The following is a 14738-nucleotide window of genomic DNA, read 5'->3' as shown; positions in this document are numbered from 1 at the left end:
GTCGAGGCCACGCGTGTGGAGCAGCGCACCGACTTCGACAAGCTGATCGTCGACGTCGAGACCAAGCAGGCGATGCGTCCCCGTGACGCCATGGCGTCCGCCGGCAAGACCCTGGTCGAGCTGTTCGGTCTGGCTCGCGAGCTGAACATCGACGCCGAGGGCATCGACATGGGCCCGTCCCCCACGGACGCCGCCCTGGCCGCCGACCTCGCGCTGCCGATCGAGGAGCTGGAGCTCACGGTCCGCTCCTACAACTGCCTCAAGCGTGAGGGCATCCACTCCGTGGGTGAGCTCGTCGCCCGCTCGGAGGCGGACCTCCTCGACATCCGTAACTTCGGTGCGAAGTCGATCGACGAGGTCAAGGCGAAGCTGGCCGGCATGGGCCTGGCCCTGAAGGACAGCCCGCCCGGATTCGACCCCACGGCCGCTGCCGACGCCTTCGGCGCCGACGACGACGCGGACGCGGGTTTCGTGGAGACCGAGCAGTACTGATCGGTCGTTGCCGGTGAGCATCCGCTCACCGGGTTCCTGACCCCGGTACCTGACACGGCCGGGGCAGACACACAGGAGAAGAACAATGCCGAAGCCCACCAAGGGTGCCCGTCTGGGCGGCAGCGCCGCGCACGAGAAGCTGCTCCTCGCGAACCTCGCGAAGGCGCTCTTCGAGCACGGCCGTATCACCACCACCGAGGCGAAGGCGCGCAAGCTGCGTCCGTACGCCGAGCGTCTGGTCACCAAGGCGAAGAAGGGCGACCTTCACAACCGCCGTCAGGTGCTCCAGGTCATCACGGACAAGAGCATCGTCCACACGCTCTTCACCGAGATCGGCCCGCGGTACGAGAACCGTCCCGGTGGCTACACCCGCATCACCAAGATCGGTAACCGCCGTGGCGACAACGCGCCCATGGCCGTCATCGAGCTGGTCGAGGCGCTGACGGTTGCCCAGCAGGCGACCGGTGAGGCCGAGGCCGCCACCAAGCGTGCGGTCAAGGAGGCCGAGGAGGCCAAGGTCGAGGAGACCACCGAGGCTCCGGCCGAGGAGGCCGCTGCCGAGGAGTCCAAGGACGCCTGAGGCTCTGCCTTGCAGTGAACGGGTCCGCCCCTCGGGGCGGGCCCGTTCCGCGTTTCTCGAGAGGATCCAGGAGTGAGTGACGAAGTACAGCCCGGGTACGTCCGTGTCCGCCTCGACGTCTCCTACGACGGCACCGACTTCCACGGCTGGGCCAAGCAGGCCGGCGGCAAGCGGACCGTGCAGGGGGAGCTCGAGGACGCGCTGCGGACGGTGACGCGGTCGCGGGAGACGTTCGAGCTGACCGTCGCCGGGCGGACCGATGCCGGGGTGCACGCGCGCGGCCAGGTGACGCACGTGGATCTGCCCGACGGGGTCTGGCGGGAGCACAACCAGAAGTTGCTCAAGCGGCTCGCCGGGCGGTTGCCGAAGGACGTGCGGGTGTGGGCCCTCCGGCCGGCGCCGAGCGGCTTCAACGCCCGTTTCTCCGCCGTCTGGCGCCGGTACGCCTACCGGGTCACCGACAACCCCGGCGGTGTCGACCCCATCCTCCGCAACCACGTTCTCTGGCACGACTGGCCGCTCGACGTGGACGCCATGAACGAGGCGGCGCGGCAGCTGCTCGGGGAGCACGACTTCGCCGCCTACTGCAAGAAGCGGGAAGGGGCCACCACGATCCGGACCCTTCAGGAGCTGAGCCTGGTCAAGGGCGAGGACGGCATCATCACGGCGACCGTCCGGGCCGACGCCTTCTGCCACAACATGGTGCGCTCGCTGATCGGCGCGCTGCTGTTCGTCGGGGACGGGCACCGCGGGCCGGAGTGGCCCGGGAAGGTGCTGGCCGCGGGGGTACGGGACTCCGCCGTGCACGTCGTACGGCCGCACGGGCTGACCCTGGAGGAGGTCGGCTACCCCGCCGACGAACTGCTGGCCGCGCGCAACAAGGAGGCGCGGAACAAGCGCTCGCTTCCGTCGGCGGGATGCTGCTGAGCTACCGGTTCGCCGCCGCGGACGCCTGGGCCTGGCCGCGGCGGTAGATCTGGTTGAAGGTGAACTGCTGCAGGTCGTTGCCGGTGCTGAAGACCTGGGTGTCCTGTTTGGTGACGTTCTTGCCGTTGGTGAAGCCGACGGTCGTGAAGTAGGCGTAGCGGCCGACGGAGTTCGCGGTCGTCAGGCAGATCGCGGAGTTGCAGAAGTCCTTGACGCCCTTGCCGGGCAGGGAGCGCACCATGGCGTTCTTGGCGGCCTGGTTCTTGACCTTCGTGGCCTGGTCCTGGGTGGCGAAGAGGGCGACGCCGACGGTGGCCGCGACGCCGCCGTCGGTGTAGGTCGCGCGGATCAGGCGGGTGCAGCCGTTCGCGGTGAGGATCTGCGGCAGCTTGCCGCCGGCCGCCGAGGCGCAGCTCGTGGTGTCGGCCGTGGCGCCCTTCTTGTACACGGTGTTTCCCATGGTCAGCTGGGTGCCCGGGAAGAGGGTGTCGGCGCTGATCGGGGCCTTGTCCTTCTGGGCCGTGTTGATGAAGTCCCTCGGGTCCAGCGGCGGCGGGGCGCTGGTGGGGGCGAAGGACGGCGTGGCCGAGCCGCGCGGCACGGAGGCGCTGGCGGGCAGGTTGGTCGGGGTGCCCGAGGCGTTGTTGTCGCCGTTCGCGGAGACGACGGCCATGGCGACGGCGGTGCCGACGGCTATCGTGGCGACGGCGCCGCCGCCTATGAACAGCAGTCTGCGGCGCTTGTTCCGGGACTCGGAGGCCTCCGCGAGCGCGGCCCAGTCCGGGGTCCCGTCGTCACCGCCGCTGTTCCAGGGCTGCTGCTGGGAATTCGGTTTCCAGGGATCCCACTGAGACTGGGGTCCCCCCTGCCCGCCGTAACTCATGGGGCGCATCTTAGACGGGGCCCGAAGGGTGCTGGAGCGCGTCCGGCGGCATGTGACGTTTGTCCGCCGACATGACGGGTATCGCCCTCGTTTTGACCCTGCCGGGGGCCTGCGGGTAACCTGCTTCTTCGTTGTGTATTGGCTTGCTCATTCTCACGGGACGGGCCCTTACACCGGTCCACCGGGCCGATGACCAGCGATCAGCACGCGGTTTGCGTCACCGCGGTGCGGTCAAGGCTGTCGTGATCGTTTCGGTGACCTGTTCAGGACCATTCACTCGAAGCGAAGGCTACGAACCGTGCGTACGTACAGCCCCAAGCCCGGCGATGTGACGCGCCAGTGGCACGTCATCGACGCTCAGGACGTTGTCCTGGGCCGTCTCGCCAGCACCGCCGCCTCCATCCTGCGGGGCAAGCACAAGCCGATCTACGCGCCGCACGTTGACACCGGTGACTTCGTCATCATCATCAACGCCGACAAGGTGCACCTGTCCGGCAACAAGCGGACCCAGAAGATGGCGTACCGCCACTCCGGTTACCCGGGTGGTCTGCGCTCCGTCCGTTACGACGAGCTGCTCGACAAGAACCCCGAGAAGGCCATCGAGAAGGCCGTCAAGGGCATGCTCCCCAAGAACACGCTGGGCCGTCAGATGCTCTCGAAGCTGAAGGTCTACAAGGGTGACGTGCACCCGCACGCTGCGCAGCAGCCGGTGCCGTTCGAGATCACCCAGGTCGCGCAGTAAGTCCGGCCACCCCCTAAGACTGAAGAGAATCTGAGGAGAATCGTGGCCGAGACCACTGCCGAGCAGCCGCTCGAAGAGATCGACATCGACAGCTACACCACCGAGTCCGAGGTGCCGCTGGAGGGTGAGTACACCTCCGAGTCCCTCGCCTCGCGCTTCGGTGAGCCCCAGCCGGCCGCCGGCCTGGGCCGCCGCAAGAACGCCATCGCCCGTGTCCGGATCGTCCCGGGCACCGGCAAGTGGAAGATCAACGGTCGCACCCTCGAGGACTACTTCCCGAACAAGGTGCACCAGCAGGAAGTCAACGAGCCCTTCAAGGTGCTCGAGCTCGAGGGCCGTTACGACGTCATCGCCCGCATCGCGGGTGGCGGTGTCTCCGGTCAGGCCGGTGCGCTCCGTCTCGGTGTCGCCCGTGCGCTGAACGAGGCCGACGTCGACAACAACCGCGGCCCGCTGAAGAAGGCCGGCTTCCTCAAGCGCGACGACCGTGCGGTCGAGCGCAAGAAGGCCGGTCTGAAGAAGGCCCGCAAGGCCCCGCAGTACAGCAAGCGCTAAGCTTCGCTGCCTGCTCGTACGTATCACGGGCTTTCGCCCCACGTACGCCGATCGCCCCGGCGGCACACCACCTGTGCCGTCGGGGCGTTCGTTTATCCCAGCCAAGGGCGTATAACGACACAAGACGCTCAGCCGCTGGGCGGCTTGTGTGATCGCAGTTTCCTCAGGAGGACAAGTGGGACGACTCTTCGGCACGGACGGCGTGCGCGGTGTCGCCAACGCGGATCTGACCGCCGAGATGGCGCTCGGCCTCTCCGTCGCCGCGGCGCATGTGCTGGCAGAGGCGGGCACCTTCGAGGGCCACAAGCCGACGGCGGTGGTCGGTCGGGACCCGCGCGCGTCCGGTGAGTTCCTGGAGGCGGCCGTGGTCGCGGGCCTCGCGAGCGCCGGCGTCGACGTGCTGAGTGTCGGCGTGCTGCCGACGCCCGCGGTGGCGTACCTGACCGGCGAGCTCGGCGCCGACCTGGGCGTGATGCTCTCCGCCAGCCACAACGCCATGCCGGACAACGGCATCAAGTTCTTCGCCCGCGGCGGCCACAAGCTCGCCGACGACCTGGAGAACCGGATCGAGGCGGTGTACGACTCCCACCGGCACGGCGAGCCGTGGGAGCGGCCGACGGGTGCGGGCGTGGGGCGCGTGCGGTCGTACGAGGAGGGCTTCGAGAAGTACGTCGCCCATCTGCTGTCCGTCCTCCCGAACCGGCTCGACGGCCTGAAGATCGTCCTGGACGAAGCGCACGGCGCGGCCTCGGGGGTCTCGCCGGCGGCGTTCTCCCGGGCGGGCGCCGAGGTCGTCACCATCGGTGCCGAACCGGACGGGCTCAACATCAACGACGGCTGCGGCTCGACCCACCTGGACCAGCTGAAGGCCGCGGTCGTCGAGCACGGGGCCGACTTCGGCATCGCGCACGACGGTGACGCCGACCGCTGCCTGGCCGTGGACCACACCGGCGAGGAGGTCGACGGCGACCAGATCCTGGCCGTGCTCGCGCTGGCCATGCGAGAGCGCTCCGCGCTGCGGGCCGACACGGTGGTGGCCACCGTCATGTCCAACCTCGGGTTCAAACTCGCCATGGAGCGGGCCGGGATCCGGCTCGTGCAGACGGCTGTCGGTGACCGGTACGTGCTCGAGGAGATGAAGGAGCACGGGTACGCCCTCGGTGGCGAGCAGTCCGGGCACGTGATCATCCTCGACCACGCGACGACCGGTGACGGCACGCTGACCGGTCTGCTGCTGGCCGCTCGGGTCGCGGAGACCGGGCGTTCGCTGCGGGAGCTCGCCTCGGTGATGGAGCGGCTGCCGCAGGTGCTCGTCAATGTGCCGGACGTGGACAAGGCGCGGGTGAAGACGTCCGCGGATCTCGCTGCCGCTGTCGCCGAGGCCGAGCGGGAACTCGGTGAGACCGGGCGGGTGTTGCTGCGGCCTTCCGGTACCGAGCCGTTGGTGCGGGTGATGGTCGAGGCCGCGGACATCGAGCAGGCTCGGTCGGTGGCCGGGCGGCTGGCCGATGCCGTGAAGTCGGCGTTGGGGTAGGTCCGGGCGCTCGGTGGAGTAACAAAGAGTGCACGTATGGTCACTGGTTGTTTGACTTGCCGTCGGGGCCTCATGGCGCGGCACCTGCTCGACGGAAGAGGGAACAGCATGAAGACCATGAGCGGCACTCTGCGGCGTGCGGCCGGTCCGGCCCTGGTCGCGGGACTCGTCGTCACCGCGTTCGCGGCACCGGCCTCCGCCGCCCAGGCGCCCGGTTCCACGGTGGTTCGCTCCAGCGGCAGCGTCGTGCTCAGCGCGCGCTCCGGCGTGCAGAACCAGGTCACGGCCAGTGTGTCCGGCGGCCAGCTGATCATGGAGGATCTGTCCGGCATCGTCGCTGGACCGGGCTGCACCCAGCTGTCCGCCACCCGCGCCGGCTGCGGGCCGGCCGGTACGGTCGGCCAGCTCTCGATATCGGTGGGGGACCTGGACGACACCGTCACGAACAACACCACCATCCGTGCCGTCATCAACGCGGGTACGGGCAACGACGTCATCCACGGCGGCGGTGGCAACGACGTGATCAACGTCCACGACGGCGTCGGCGGCGACACGGTGACCTGCGACGGCGGCTTCGACGTGGTGTCCGCCGACCCCGGTGACAACATCGCCCCGGACTGTGAGGTGCGGGGCTTCTAGCCGCCCTCCGGCCCCGCTCAGCGGCCGTTCGGCCCGGCCGTACGCTCACGCTGTCTGGCCCACAGCCCCTTCTGGGCCAGCAGCGTGAGTGTGCCCGCCAGGACGATGCCCAGCAGGTTCAGCAGGAGTTGGTCGCTCGAGCCGATGGTCTGCTTCGTTTCGCCGTAGGCGAGGTCGGGGGCGTAGACGAACGCCGTGTTGGGGCGCTTGCCCTCCAGGGCGGTGCAGATGCCGGCCAGCGGGCCGAACTCCGGGCCCACCGCCATCGCACCGACGATCAGGATGGCGTTGTCCAGTACGACGCCGCAGGCCGCGATCATCGTGGCCAGGGTGATGAAGGCGAGGTAGGTGACCGGCAGCGTCGACTCCTCGTGGGTGGCCTCGGTCAGGCCCTCCCACAGCACCGCGTCCGCGCCCTCGCCCGGCAGGACCACGAGGTGGGTGGTGCCGACCGTCCTCTCGATCAGCCGCCCTACAGCTTGCGCAGCCGCAGTCGCTGGACCTTGTGGTCCGGACCCTTGCGGACCACGAGGGTGGCCCGGCCCCGGGTGGGGGCGATGTTCTCGACCAGGTTGGGCTTGTTGATCGTCCGCCACAGGGTGCGGGCGTAGTCGAGGGCCTCCTCCTCGGAGACCTGGGTGTACTTGCGGAAGTACGAGTTGGGGTTCTGGAACGCCGTCTGGCGCAACTTCCTGAAGCGGTTGAGGTACCAGCGCTCGATGTCCTCGGCGCTCGCGTCGACGTACACGCTGAAGTCGAAGTAGTCCGCGAGACCGACCCGGGTGCGGCCGTCCTTGCCGGGCAGGGCGGGCTGGAGGACGTTGAGGCCCTCGACGATCAGGATGTCGGGGCGGCGGACCGTGAGGCGCTGGTCGGGGACGATGTCGTAGATCAGGTGGGAGTAGACCGGGGCCGTCACCTCGTCCTTGCCGGCCTTGATGTCGGCGACGAAGCGGGTCAGGGCCCGGCGGTCGTAGGACTCGGGGAAACCCTTCCGCGACATCAGGCCGCGGGCCTCCAGTTCCCGGGTGGGCAGGAGGAAGCCGTCCGTCGTGACCAGCTCCACGCGCGGGTGCTCGGGCCAGCGGGAGAGCAGGGCCTGCAGGAGGCGGGAGACGGTGGACTTGCCGCAGGCCACCGAGCCGGCGACGCCTATGACGAACGGGGTGCCGGACTGGGAGCCCTGTTCGCCGAGGAAGGTGTTCAGCGCCCCTCTGAGTCCGTCCGTGGCGCCGATGTAGAGGTTGAGGAGCCGGGAGAGCGGGAGGTAGATGTCGCGCACCTCGTCCAGGTCGATGACATCGCCCAGGCCGCGCAGCTTCTCCACCTCCTCGGCGGTGAGCGGCAGCGGCGTCTTCTCGCGCAGCGCGCTCCACTCGGCGCGGGTGAGGTCGACGTAGGGGGTCGCCTCCGGCCTGTGCCGGTGGGCGCTCCTGTTCGAGGAGACCGGTGAGATCACAGTCCATTGTTAACGGAGTTTGAACGAGCTGTCGGGTGGGCTCCGTCACGCATCCGGCCACTTCCGAGCGAGGAGGCCCTCGTACGACGGTGGGAATTTCTGATTTCGGGCAGGCAGAGGCCTGTTCGGGCCGCTGATGGACCGTAGGCTGCGGCGCATGTGCGGAATCGTGGGATACGTAGGGTCACAGTCGGCGCTCGATGTCGTGATGGCCGGGCTGAAGCGGCTGGAGTACCGGGGCTACGACTCGGCGGGTGTTGCCGTGCTCGCCGAGGGCGGGCTGGCCTCGGCCAAGAAGGCCGGGAAACTGGTCAACCTGGAGAAGGAACTGGTCGAACGGCCGCTGCCGACGGGCGTGACCGGCATCGGTCACACCCGCTGGGCCACGCACGGCGGGCCGACCGACGCCAACGCCCATCCGCATCTCGACAACGCGGGCCGGGTCGCCGTCGTCCACAACGGCATCATCGAGAACTTCGCGGTGCTGCGCGCCGAACTGACCGAGTGCGGCCATGAGCTGACCTCCGAGACGGACACCGAGGTGGTCGCCCACCTGCTCGCCGAGGAGTTCTCGGCGACCGAGGACCTCGCGGAGGCCATGCGGCTGGTGTGCCGTCGGCTGGAGGGCGCGTTCACGCTGGTCGCGGTGCACGCCGACGCGCCGGACGTGGTCGTGGGCGCGCGCCGCAACTCGCCGCTCGTGGTGGGCGTGGGGGAGGGCGAGGCCTTCCTCGCCTCCGACGTCGCCGCGTTCATCGCCCACACCCGCTCCGCGATCGAGCTGGGCCAGGACCAGGTGGTGGAGCTGCGCCGCGACGGCGTCACGGTGACCGGTTTCGACGGCCGCCCGGCCGAGGTCCGCAGCTACCACGTGGACTGGGACGCCTCCGCCGCCGAGAAGGGCGGCTACGACTACTTCATGCTCAAGGAGATCGCCGAGCAGCCCAAGGCGGTCGCCGACACGCTCCTCGGCCGTATCGACCCGTCGGGCTCCCTCACCCTGGACGAGGTGCGGATCACGCCCTCCGAGCTGCGCGAGATCGACAAGGTCGTCATCGTCGCCTGCGGTACGGCCTTCCACGCCGGTCTGATCGCCAAGTACGCCATCGAGCACTGGACGCGCATCCCGTGCGAGGTGGAGCTGGCCAGCGAGTTCCGCTACCGGGACCCGATCCTGGACGGCCGCTCCCTGGTCATCGCCATCTCCCAGTCCGGCGAGACCATGGACACCCTCATGGCGCTGCGGCACGCCCGTGAGCAGGGCTCCAAGGTGCTGGCCATCTGCAACACCAACGGCTCGACGATCCCGCGCGAGTCGGACGCGGTGCTGTACACGCACGCCGGGCCCGAGGTCGCCGTGGCCTCCACCAAGGCGTTCCTGACCCAGCTGGTGGCCTGCTATCTGGTCGCGCTGTACCTGGGCCAGGTGCGCGGCACCAAGTGGGGCGACGAGATCCAGGCGGTCATCAAGGACCTGTCCCGGATCTCGGTCGAGGTCGAGCGGGTCCTGGAGACCATGGAGCCGGTACGGGCCCTGGCCCGCACGCTGGCGTCGAAGAACACGGTGCTGTTCCTGGGCCGGCACGTGGGCTACCCGGTGGCGCTGGAAGGCGCCCTGAAGCTCAAGGAACTCGCCTACATGCACGCCGAGGGCTTCGCGGCGGGCGAGCTGAAGCACGGGCCGATCGCGCTGATCGAGGAGGACGTGCCGGTGGTGGTGGTCGTACCGTCGCCGCGCGGCCGGTCCGTCCTGCACGACAAGATCGTCTCCAACATCCAGGAGATCCGGGCGCGGGGTGCCCGCACGATCGTGATCGCGGAGGAGGGCGACGAGACGGTCGTCCCCTACGCCGACCACCTGATCCGCATCCCGGCCACCCCGACCCTGCTCCAGCCGCTGGTCGCGACCGTGCCGCTCCAGGTCTTCGCCTGCGAACTGGCCACCGCGCGCGGCAACGAGGTGGACCAGCCGCGGAACCTGGCGAAGTCGGTCACGGTGGAGTAGGCAGCCGGCTCAGTGCACGGAGAAGCCGCCGTCGACGAAGAGCGACTGGCCGGTGACATAGGCGGAGGCGCGGCTCGCGAGGAACACGGCCGCGCCTTCGAAGTCCTCGGCCAGACCGTTGCGGCCGGTCATCGTGCGCGCGGCCAGCGCCGCCGACTTCTCGGGGTCGGCGGCGATCCGCTGGTTCAACGGGGTCATCACGAAGCCCGGCACCAGCGTGTTCACCGTGACGCCGTGCGGTGACCAGGCCTCGGCCTGCGAGCGGGCCAGCGACTCCAGCCCGCCCTTGGAGACGCCGTAGGCGCCGCTCTGCACGAAGGCGCGGTGGGCCTGCTGCGAGGTGACGTGGATGATCCGGCCGAAGCCCCGCTCCGCCATGCCGGGCCCGAACCGCTGTCCCAGCAGGAAGGGCGCCTCCAGGTTCACGGCCATGGTGGCGTCCCACACGTCCTCGCCCAGCTCGCTCATCGGCGGCCTGAGGTTGATCCCGGCGGAGTTGACGAGGATGTCCGGCTCCCCGAAGACCCCGGCCGCCTCCTCGGCGACGGCGCGCACGGCGTCACGGGTGCTCACGTCACCGGCGACGAAGGAGACCTGCGCGCCAACGGCCGTCAACTCGCTCACGGCATCGGCGAGTTGCTCCTTTCCGCGGGCCACGATCACCACCCGTGCACCGGCTCGCGCCAGGGCCCCGGCGATGGCCCGGCCGATGCCGGAACTGCCGCCGGTCACCAGGGCGGTGCGGCCGTCGAGCGAGAACAGGTCGGAGAGATAGGCCTGAGAAGTCATGGACGGGAGCGTAGACGGGGAATTCGTCAGTCCGTCTCGCTCGCCGCGAGAACGCCGAGGCGGGTGCGGGTCGGGTCGAGCGCGGCGACGGCGGTGTCCGTGAAGTCCCGGCTGAACCACCGGTTGTCCGTGTACCGGGGCATGGCGAAGCGGACCCAGCGCCAGTCGGCGACCTGTCGTACCACCTCCCGGTGCGGGGTGTCCGGGCCGGCGTCCAGCACGGCGTACAGGCTCTGCCAGGTGTGCAGCCGGGCGTAGGCGCCGTACTGCGGTTCGCCGTACCAGCCGCCCGCGAAGCCGGCGAGGAAGAGGTCGGCGGCGAGGTCGTCCGCGGTGGTGTGGAAGGTGAAGACGGTCTCGCGGGTGGTGCCGTCCAGGCACTCGGCGTCGAGCTTGTCGGTGGCCGGGATCTCGGGATGGGTGGCGCGCAGCCGCTCCGGTCCGTCCGAGCCCACCGCACCGCCGTCGCTGCCGGAGCACAGCCGCATCGACTGCTCGAAGCGGTACGAGTTCAGCGGCAGCCAGGACAGGGGGTGGCCGAGGTCGCGCAGCGCGGCGCCGTACGCGAGCGGGACCTCGTCGTGCCGGGGGTGGTGGAAGCCGAAGCGCAGGGCCATCTCGTGCAGCAGACAGGCCCGGAACTCGGTCCCCGGGTCGTCCAGGGAGACGGGGGCGTGGGAGGCGAAGTGCGGCCGGAGCGCGACCGTGCTCGGCCGCTTCGCCAGCCGCCAGGCGATCTGCCGCGCCAGCGGCCGCCAGGCGTCCGGCGCGAGGACGCCGGCCAGGTCCTCCGCCAGCCGTACGGCCCAGTCGGTGGCGCTCGGGGAGTGGTCCCCGGCGAGGGCACGGACCAGTTCGGCGGTCCGGAACCGGTCGGTGGCGCGCAGGGCCAGCCGGTGCAGCTGCTCGGGGGAATCGGGGTGCTCGGACACCTCGTCACCCTGGGCGGCGCGGTGGTGCGGGGAGTCGGCCGGGCGCGTCCGGGAGGACCGTAGGCTGCGGCCCATGAGCATCATCGGAGTGGGGATCGACGTCGCCGAGATCGACCGGTTCCGGGCGTCGCTGGAGCGCACGCCCGGGATGGCCGAGCGGCTGTTCGTGGCGTCGGAGCTGTTGCTGCCCAGCGGGGAGCGGCGCGGGATCGCCTCGCTCGCGGCCCGGTTCGCGGCCAAGGAGGCGCTGGCCAAGGCGCTGGGGGCACCGCCCGGACTGCACTGGACCGACGCCGAGGTGTACGTCGAGGACAGCGGGCGGCCCCGGCTGCGGGTGCGCGGGACCGTGGCGGCGCGGGCCGCGGAACTGGGCGTGCGGTCCTGGCACGTGTCGCTGAGCCATGACGCCGGGGTCGCCTCGGCGGTGGTGGTCGCCGAGGGGTGAGGCCCGGGTGTGACGGGCGGGGGTCGCGGGGCAGACTCGGTGCCATGCGTACTGCGTACAGCGTGGAGACGGTAAGGGCGGCCGAACGGGCCCTCATGGCGCGGCTGCCGGAGGGTGCGCTGATGCAGCGGGCCGCCGCGGGGCTGGCCGCGGCCTGCGCGGAGCTGCTCGGGCGGGTGTACGGCAGCCGGGTGGTGCTGCTCGTCGGCAGCGGGGACAACGGCGGGGACGCCCTGTACGCGGGGGCGCGGCTGGCCCGGCGCGGGGCCGGGGTGACGGCTGTCCTGCTGTCACCCGACCGGGCGCACGCCGGGGGGCTCGCCGCCTTGCGGCGCGCCGGCGGAGTCGTGGCTTCCGATGCTGTCGAGGGGCTCGTCGAGCGGGCCGATCTCGTCGTGGACGGGATCGTCGGGATCGGCGGCAAGGGGGGGCTGCGGCCCGAGGCGGCCGCCCTGGCCGAGGTGGCCGAGCGGTCGCGGGCCGCCGTGGTGGCCGTGGATCTGCCCAGCGGGGTCGAGGCCGGCTCCGGGGAGGTGCGGGGGGCCGCCGTACGAGCCGACCTGACCGTCACCTTCGGCGCGTACAAACCCGGGCTGCTGGTCGATCCGGCGCGGGAGTACGCCGGTGTCGTACGGCTCGTCGACATCGGGCTGGAGCTGCCCGGCGAGGGCGAGTTGGCGGCCCTGCAGCACGCCGACGTGGCGCGGCTGCTGCCGGTGCCGGGCGCGGAGAGCGACAAGTACCGGCGCGGTGTCGTCGGCATCGCGGCCGGGTCCGCGCGCTATCCGGGGGCCGCGGTGCTCGCCGTCTCCGGGGCGCTGCGGGGCGGGGCGGGGGCCGTACGGTACGTCGGTCCCGCCGGGGACGCGGTCATCGCCCGCTTCCCGGAGACGCTCGTGTCCGACCGGGGGCCGGCCGAGGCGGGGCGCGTGCAGGCCTGGGTGGCCGGGCCCGGGGCGGGGGAGGACGCGGCGACCGTGGCCGAGGTGCTCGGCACGGACGTACCGGTGCTGCTCGACGCGGACGGGCTGCGGCTGGCCGACCGGGACGCGGTACGGGGGCGTACGGCGCCGACGCTGATGACCCCTCATGCCGGGGAGGCGGCCGCGCTGCTGGGGGTACGCCGGGAGGAGGTCGAGGGGGCCCGGCTGACCGCGGCGCGGGAGCTGGCGGCGGTGTACCGGGCGACCGTGCTGCTGAAGGGGTCCACGACACTGGTCGCCGACGTCGCGGGCGGGGCGGCGCGGGTGAACGCCACGGGGACCTCCTGGTTGGCCACGGCGGGCAGCGGGGACGTGTTGTCCGGGCTCACGGGGTCGCTGCTGGCGTCGGGACTCTCGGCCCTGGACGCGGGGAGTGCGGCCGCGTATCTGCACGGCCTGGCCGGGAGGTTCGCGGCGCAGGGGGCGCCGGTGGGAGCGCACGACGTGGCCGAGAAGCTGCCGTCGGCCTGGCGGGACGTGCGACGCGGTGGCTAGCCGGTGGTGAGGCGGAACTCGTGGATGTGGTCGTCGGTGCCGCGATAGACCACGTGCAGGGCCTTGTCGACGTCCCAGGAGTAGACGGCCGGGTCACCGGCCGCCTGCGGAGCCCCACTGATGCCGGACAGATCCTCGTGGTGCCACTGGCCGTTGCACACGAGGTCGTGGATGTGGTCGTCGGTGCCGCGATAGACCACGTGCAGGGCCTTGTCGACGTCCCAGGAGCGGACGGCCGGGTCACCGGCGGCGTTCGGAGCCCCACTGGCTGTGGACAGGTCGTTGTGGCGCCATTCGACGAGACCCGTGTACACCCCCAACAGCTCGTGGAGGCGACCGTCGCCGTCACGGTAGACGAGGTGCTGCTCGGGCTCCTCGTCGCCCAGTGTGTCCCCGGCGGGGTTGCCGACCGCGGCCGGCGGGTCGCCGGTGGCCATGGCGGTGAGGTCCCCCTTGTACTGGGCGCCGAAGTGGCGGGAGAGCGACAGGAGACAGAGGTGGTCGTCGGTGCTGCGATAGACCACGTTCATGCCGTTGTCCAACCCCCAGTAGTAGACGGCGGTCGGGCCGCCGGCCGCTTCCGGAGGCGTGTCCGGCGCGAAGAGGACGCCGGGGGCGAGGTCGCTCCACGCGGACTCGAATTCGGACAGGTCGTGGATGCCGCTGTCGGAACCGCGGTAGAGCACCGTCGGTTCTCCGCCTATGTCGTTGACGATGATGCCGAAGGGATCGTCCGTGGAGTCCGGCGGGTCACCTTGTGCCGTGCCGGTGAGATCGGTGTGATGCCAGGCGCCGTCGAACGACAACTCGTGAATGTGGCTGTCCGTACCGCGGAAGAAGACATACGCGGCCGCTCCGGACGGGCTCCCGGCGACAGGATCGCCTGCCGACTCCGGCGGGTCACCTTGTGCCGTGCCGGTGAGATCGGTGTGATGCCAGGCGCCGTCGAACGACAGTTCGTGAATATGGCCGTCCGTACCGCGGTGGACCACACGTTCGGTCCTGTCGGCGTCCACGGTGTATCCGGCGGGATCGCCTGCCGACGGTGGGCCACCGCCGGCCCGCGTGAGGTCGTTGTACTGCCAGGTCATGTGGTTTCTCCTCGACTGGAACCAGAAGCGGGGGTGGCGAGGGCTTCGGCCAGGAATGTGAGATCCCGCATTCAGTCTGCGGCCCCGTGGGGACGGGGGCAAACGGAGTCCGCCGTCACGACGTGACAGACGGACGCGGCCACGGCGCACGTGTCGGCCAACCCGCCCAGGCGGCCGCATGGTTGAG

At 70.7% G+C, this 14738-nt stretch carries 15 protein-coding genes and 1 pseudogene; 10 read left to right on the top strand and 6 right to left on the bottom strand.

What is annotated here, in order from left to right; genetic code table 11:
• The 3 genes from ACH47Z_RS17005 to truA all read left to right on the top strand — a co-directional run.
• Positions 1-492 (top strand): DNA-directed RNA polymerase subunit alpha C-terminal domain-containing protein (locus ACH47Z_RS17005; protein WP_350895554.1); only part of this gene is annotated, 492 nt, incomplete at its 5' end.
• Positions 493-577: 85 nt separating this feature from the next.
• Positions 578-1072 (top strand): 50S ribosomal protein L17, encoded by a 495-nt coding sequence (gene rplQ, locus ACH47Z_RS17000; RefSeq protein WP_399074208.1) that lies wholly within the window; start codon positions 578-580, stop codon positions 1070-1072.
• A gap of 72 nt (positions 1073-1144) precedes the next feature.
• A complete protein-coding gene (gene truA / locus ACH47Z_RS16995; protein ID WP_399074206.1) occupies positions 1145-1999 on the top strand; it encodes a tRNA pseudouridine(38-40) synthase TruA in 855 nt (284 codons plus the stop codon).
• Position 2000: 1 nt separating this feature from the next.
• Here the strand turns inward: truA and ACH47Z_RS16990 are convergent, their stop codons facing one another.
• Positions 2001-2882, bottom strand: coding sequence for a hypothetical protein (locus ACH47Z_RS16990; RefSeq protein ID WP_399074204.1), 882 nt, complete (start codon positions 2880-2882; stop codon positions 2001-2003).
• A gap of 298 nt (positions 2883-3180) precedes the next feature.
• Between ACH47Z_RS16990 and rplM the strand changes: the two genes are divergently transcribed.
• From rplM to ACH47Z_RS16970, 4 genes are all read left to right on the top strand, one after another.
• A complete protein-coding gene (gene rplM, locus ACH47Z_RS16985) occupies positions 3181-3624 on the top strand; it encodes a 50S ribosomal protein L13 (RefSeq protein WP_399074202.1) in 444 nt (147 codons plus the stop codon).
• 42 nt (positions 3625-3666) lie between these two features.
• A complete protein-coding gene (gene rpsI / locus ACH47Z_RS16980) occupies positions 3667-4179 on the top strand; it encodes a 30S ribosomal protein S9 (protein ID WP_399074200.1) in 513 nt (170 codons plus the stop codon).
• 175 nt (positions 4180-4354) lie between these two features.
• A complete protein-coding gene (gene glmM, locus ACH47Z_RS16975; RefSeq protein ID WP_399074198.1) occupies positions 4355-5713 on the top strand; it encodes a phosphoglucosamine mutase in 1359 nt (452 codons plus the stop codon).
• Between the two features lie 117 nt (positions 5714-5830).
• Complete coding sequence (locus ACH47Z_RS16970; protein WP_399074196.1) at positions 5831-6352, top strand: hypothetical protein; 522 nt, start codon at positions 5831-5833, stop codon at positions 6350-6352.
• 17 nt (positions 6353-6369) lie between these two features.
• On the opposite strand, the pseudogene ACH47Z_RS16965 reads toward ACH47Z_RS16970, so the two are convergent.
• A pseudogene (locus ACH47Z_RS16965) lies at positions 6370-6777 on the bottom strand (hypothetical protein); the annotation flags it as partial.
• A gap of 47 nt (positions 6778-6824) precedes the next feature.
• Positions 6825-7811 carry a type I pantothenate kinase gene (gene coaA / locus ACH47Z_RS16960; protein WP_399074194.1) on the bottom strand — a complete coding sequence of 329 codons (987 nt, stop codon included), beginning with the start codon at positions 7809-7811 and terminating at the stop codon, positions 6825-6827.
• A gap of 157 nt (positions 7812-7968) precedes the next feature.
• Here coaA and glmS point away from each other — a divergent pair, with 157 nt between their 5' ends.
• The gene (gene glmS, locus ACH47Z_RS16955) at positions 7969-9816 is read left to right on the top strand and encodes a glutamine--fructose-6-phosphate transaminase (isomerizing) (RefSeq protein WP_399074192.1); all 1848 of its coding nucleotides are present in this window, start codon (positions 7969-7971) and stop codon (positions 9814-9816) included.
• 9 nt (positions 9817-9825) lie between these two features.
• Here glmS and ACH47Z_RS16950 read toward each other — a convergent pair whose 3' ends face one another.
• The gene (locus ACH47Z_RS16950) at positions 9826-10605 is read right to left on the bottom strand and encodes an SDR family NAD(P)-dependent oxidoreductase (protein WP_399074190.1); all 780 of its coding nucleotides are present in this window, start codon (positions 10603-10605) and stop codon (positions 9826-9828) included.
• A 26-nt stretch (positions 10606-10631) separates the two neighbouring features.
• Entirely contained in the window at positions 10632-11612 is a 981-nt protein-coding gene (locus ACH47Z_RS16945) for a DUF6183 family protein (RefSeq protein ID WP_399074188.1), read from the bottom strand.
• On the opposite strand from ACH47Z_RS16945, the gene ACH47Z_RS16940 reads away from it, so the two are divergent.
• A complete protein-coding gene (locus tag ACH47Z_RS16940; RefSeq protein WP_399074186.1) occupies positions 11611-11982 on the top strand; it encodes a holo-ACP synthase in 372 nt (123 codons plus the stop codon). The two genes, ACH47Z_RS16945 and ACH47Z_RS16940, sit on opposite strands and share 2 nt — an antisense overlap.
• A gap of 44 nt (positions 11983-12026) precedes the next feature.
• Positions 12027-13460, top strand: coding sequence for an NAD(P)H-hydrate dehydratase (locus ACH47Z_RS16935; RefSeq protein ID WP_399074184.1), 1434 nt, complete (start codon positions 12027-12029; stop codon positions 13458-13460).
• Here ACH47Z_RS16935 and ACH47Z_RS16930 read toward each other — a convergent pair.
• Entirely contained in the window at positions 13457-14551 is a 1095-nt protein-coding gene (locus tag ACH47Z_RS16930) for a hypothetical protein (RefSeq protein ID WP_399074182.1), read from the bottom strand. The genes ACH47Z_RS16935 and ACH47Z_RS16930 overlap by 4 nt on opposite strands.
• Between the last annotated feature and the right edge of the window lie 187 nt (positions 14552-14738).

Origin of the sequence: Streptomyces sp. NPDC020192 (assembly GCF_044388685.1) — a bacterium.
Classification (GTDB): Bacteria; Actinomycetota; Actinomycetes; order Streptomycetales; family Streptomycetaceae; genus Streptomyces.
Note: the sequence above shows the minus strand (reverse complement) of the source record. Positions and strands in the feature narration are given on the sequence as shown.

What these genes read in the sequence shown, in the direction of transcription:
- rplQ (WP_399074208.1), top strand. Translation starts at nt 578, where the DNA reads ATGCCGAAGCCCACCAAGGGTGCCCGTCTGGGCGGCAGCGCCGCGCAC.
- ACH47Z_RS16990 (WP_399074204.1), bottom strand. Translation starts at nt 2,882, where the DNA reads ATGAGTTACGGCGGGCAGGGGGGACCCCAGTCTCAGTGGGATCCCTGG.
- ACH47Z_RS16970 (WP_399074196.1), top strand. Translation starts at nt 5,831, where the DNA reads ATGAGCGGCACTCTGCGGCGTGCGGCCGGTCCGGCCCTGGTCGCGGGA.
- glmS (WP_399074192.1), top strand. Translation starts at nt 7,969, where the DNA reads ATGTGCGGAATCGTGGGATACGTAGGGTCACAGTCGGCGCTCGATGTC.
- ACH47Z_RS16950 (WP_399074190.1), bottom strand. Translation starts at nt 10,605, where the DNA reads ATGACTTCTCAGGCCTATCTCTCCGACCTGTTCTCGCTCGACGGCCGC.
- ACH47Z_RS16940 (WP_399074186.1), top strand. Translation starts at nt 11,611, where the DNA reads ATGAGCATCATCGGAGTGGGGATCGACGTCGCCGAGATCGACCGGTTC.
- ACH47Z_RS16945 (WP_399074188.1), bottom strand. Translation starts at nt 11,612, where the DNA reads ATGGGCCGCAGCCTACGGTCCTCCCGGACGCGCCCGGCCGACTCCCCG.
- ACH47Z_RS16935 (WP_399074184.1), top strand. Translation starts at nt 12,027, where the DNA reads ATGCGTACTGCGTACAGCGTGGAGACGGTAAGGGCGGCCGAACGGGCC.
- ACH47Z_RS16930 (WP_399074182.1), bottom strand. Translation starts at nt 14,551, where the DNA reads ATGACCTGGCAGTACAACGACCTCACGCGGGCCGGCGGTGGCCCACCG.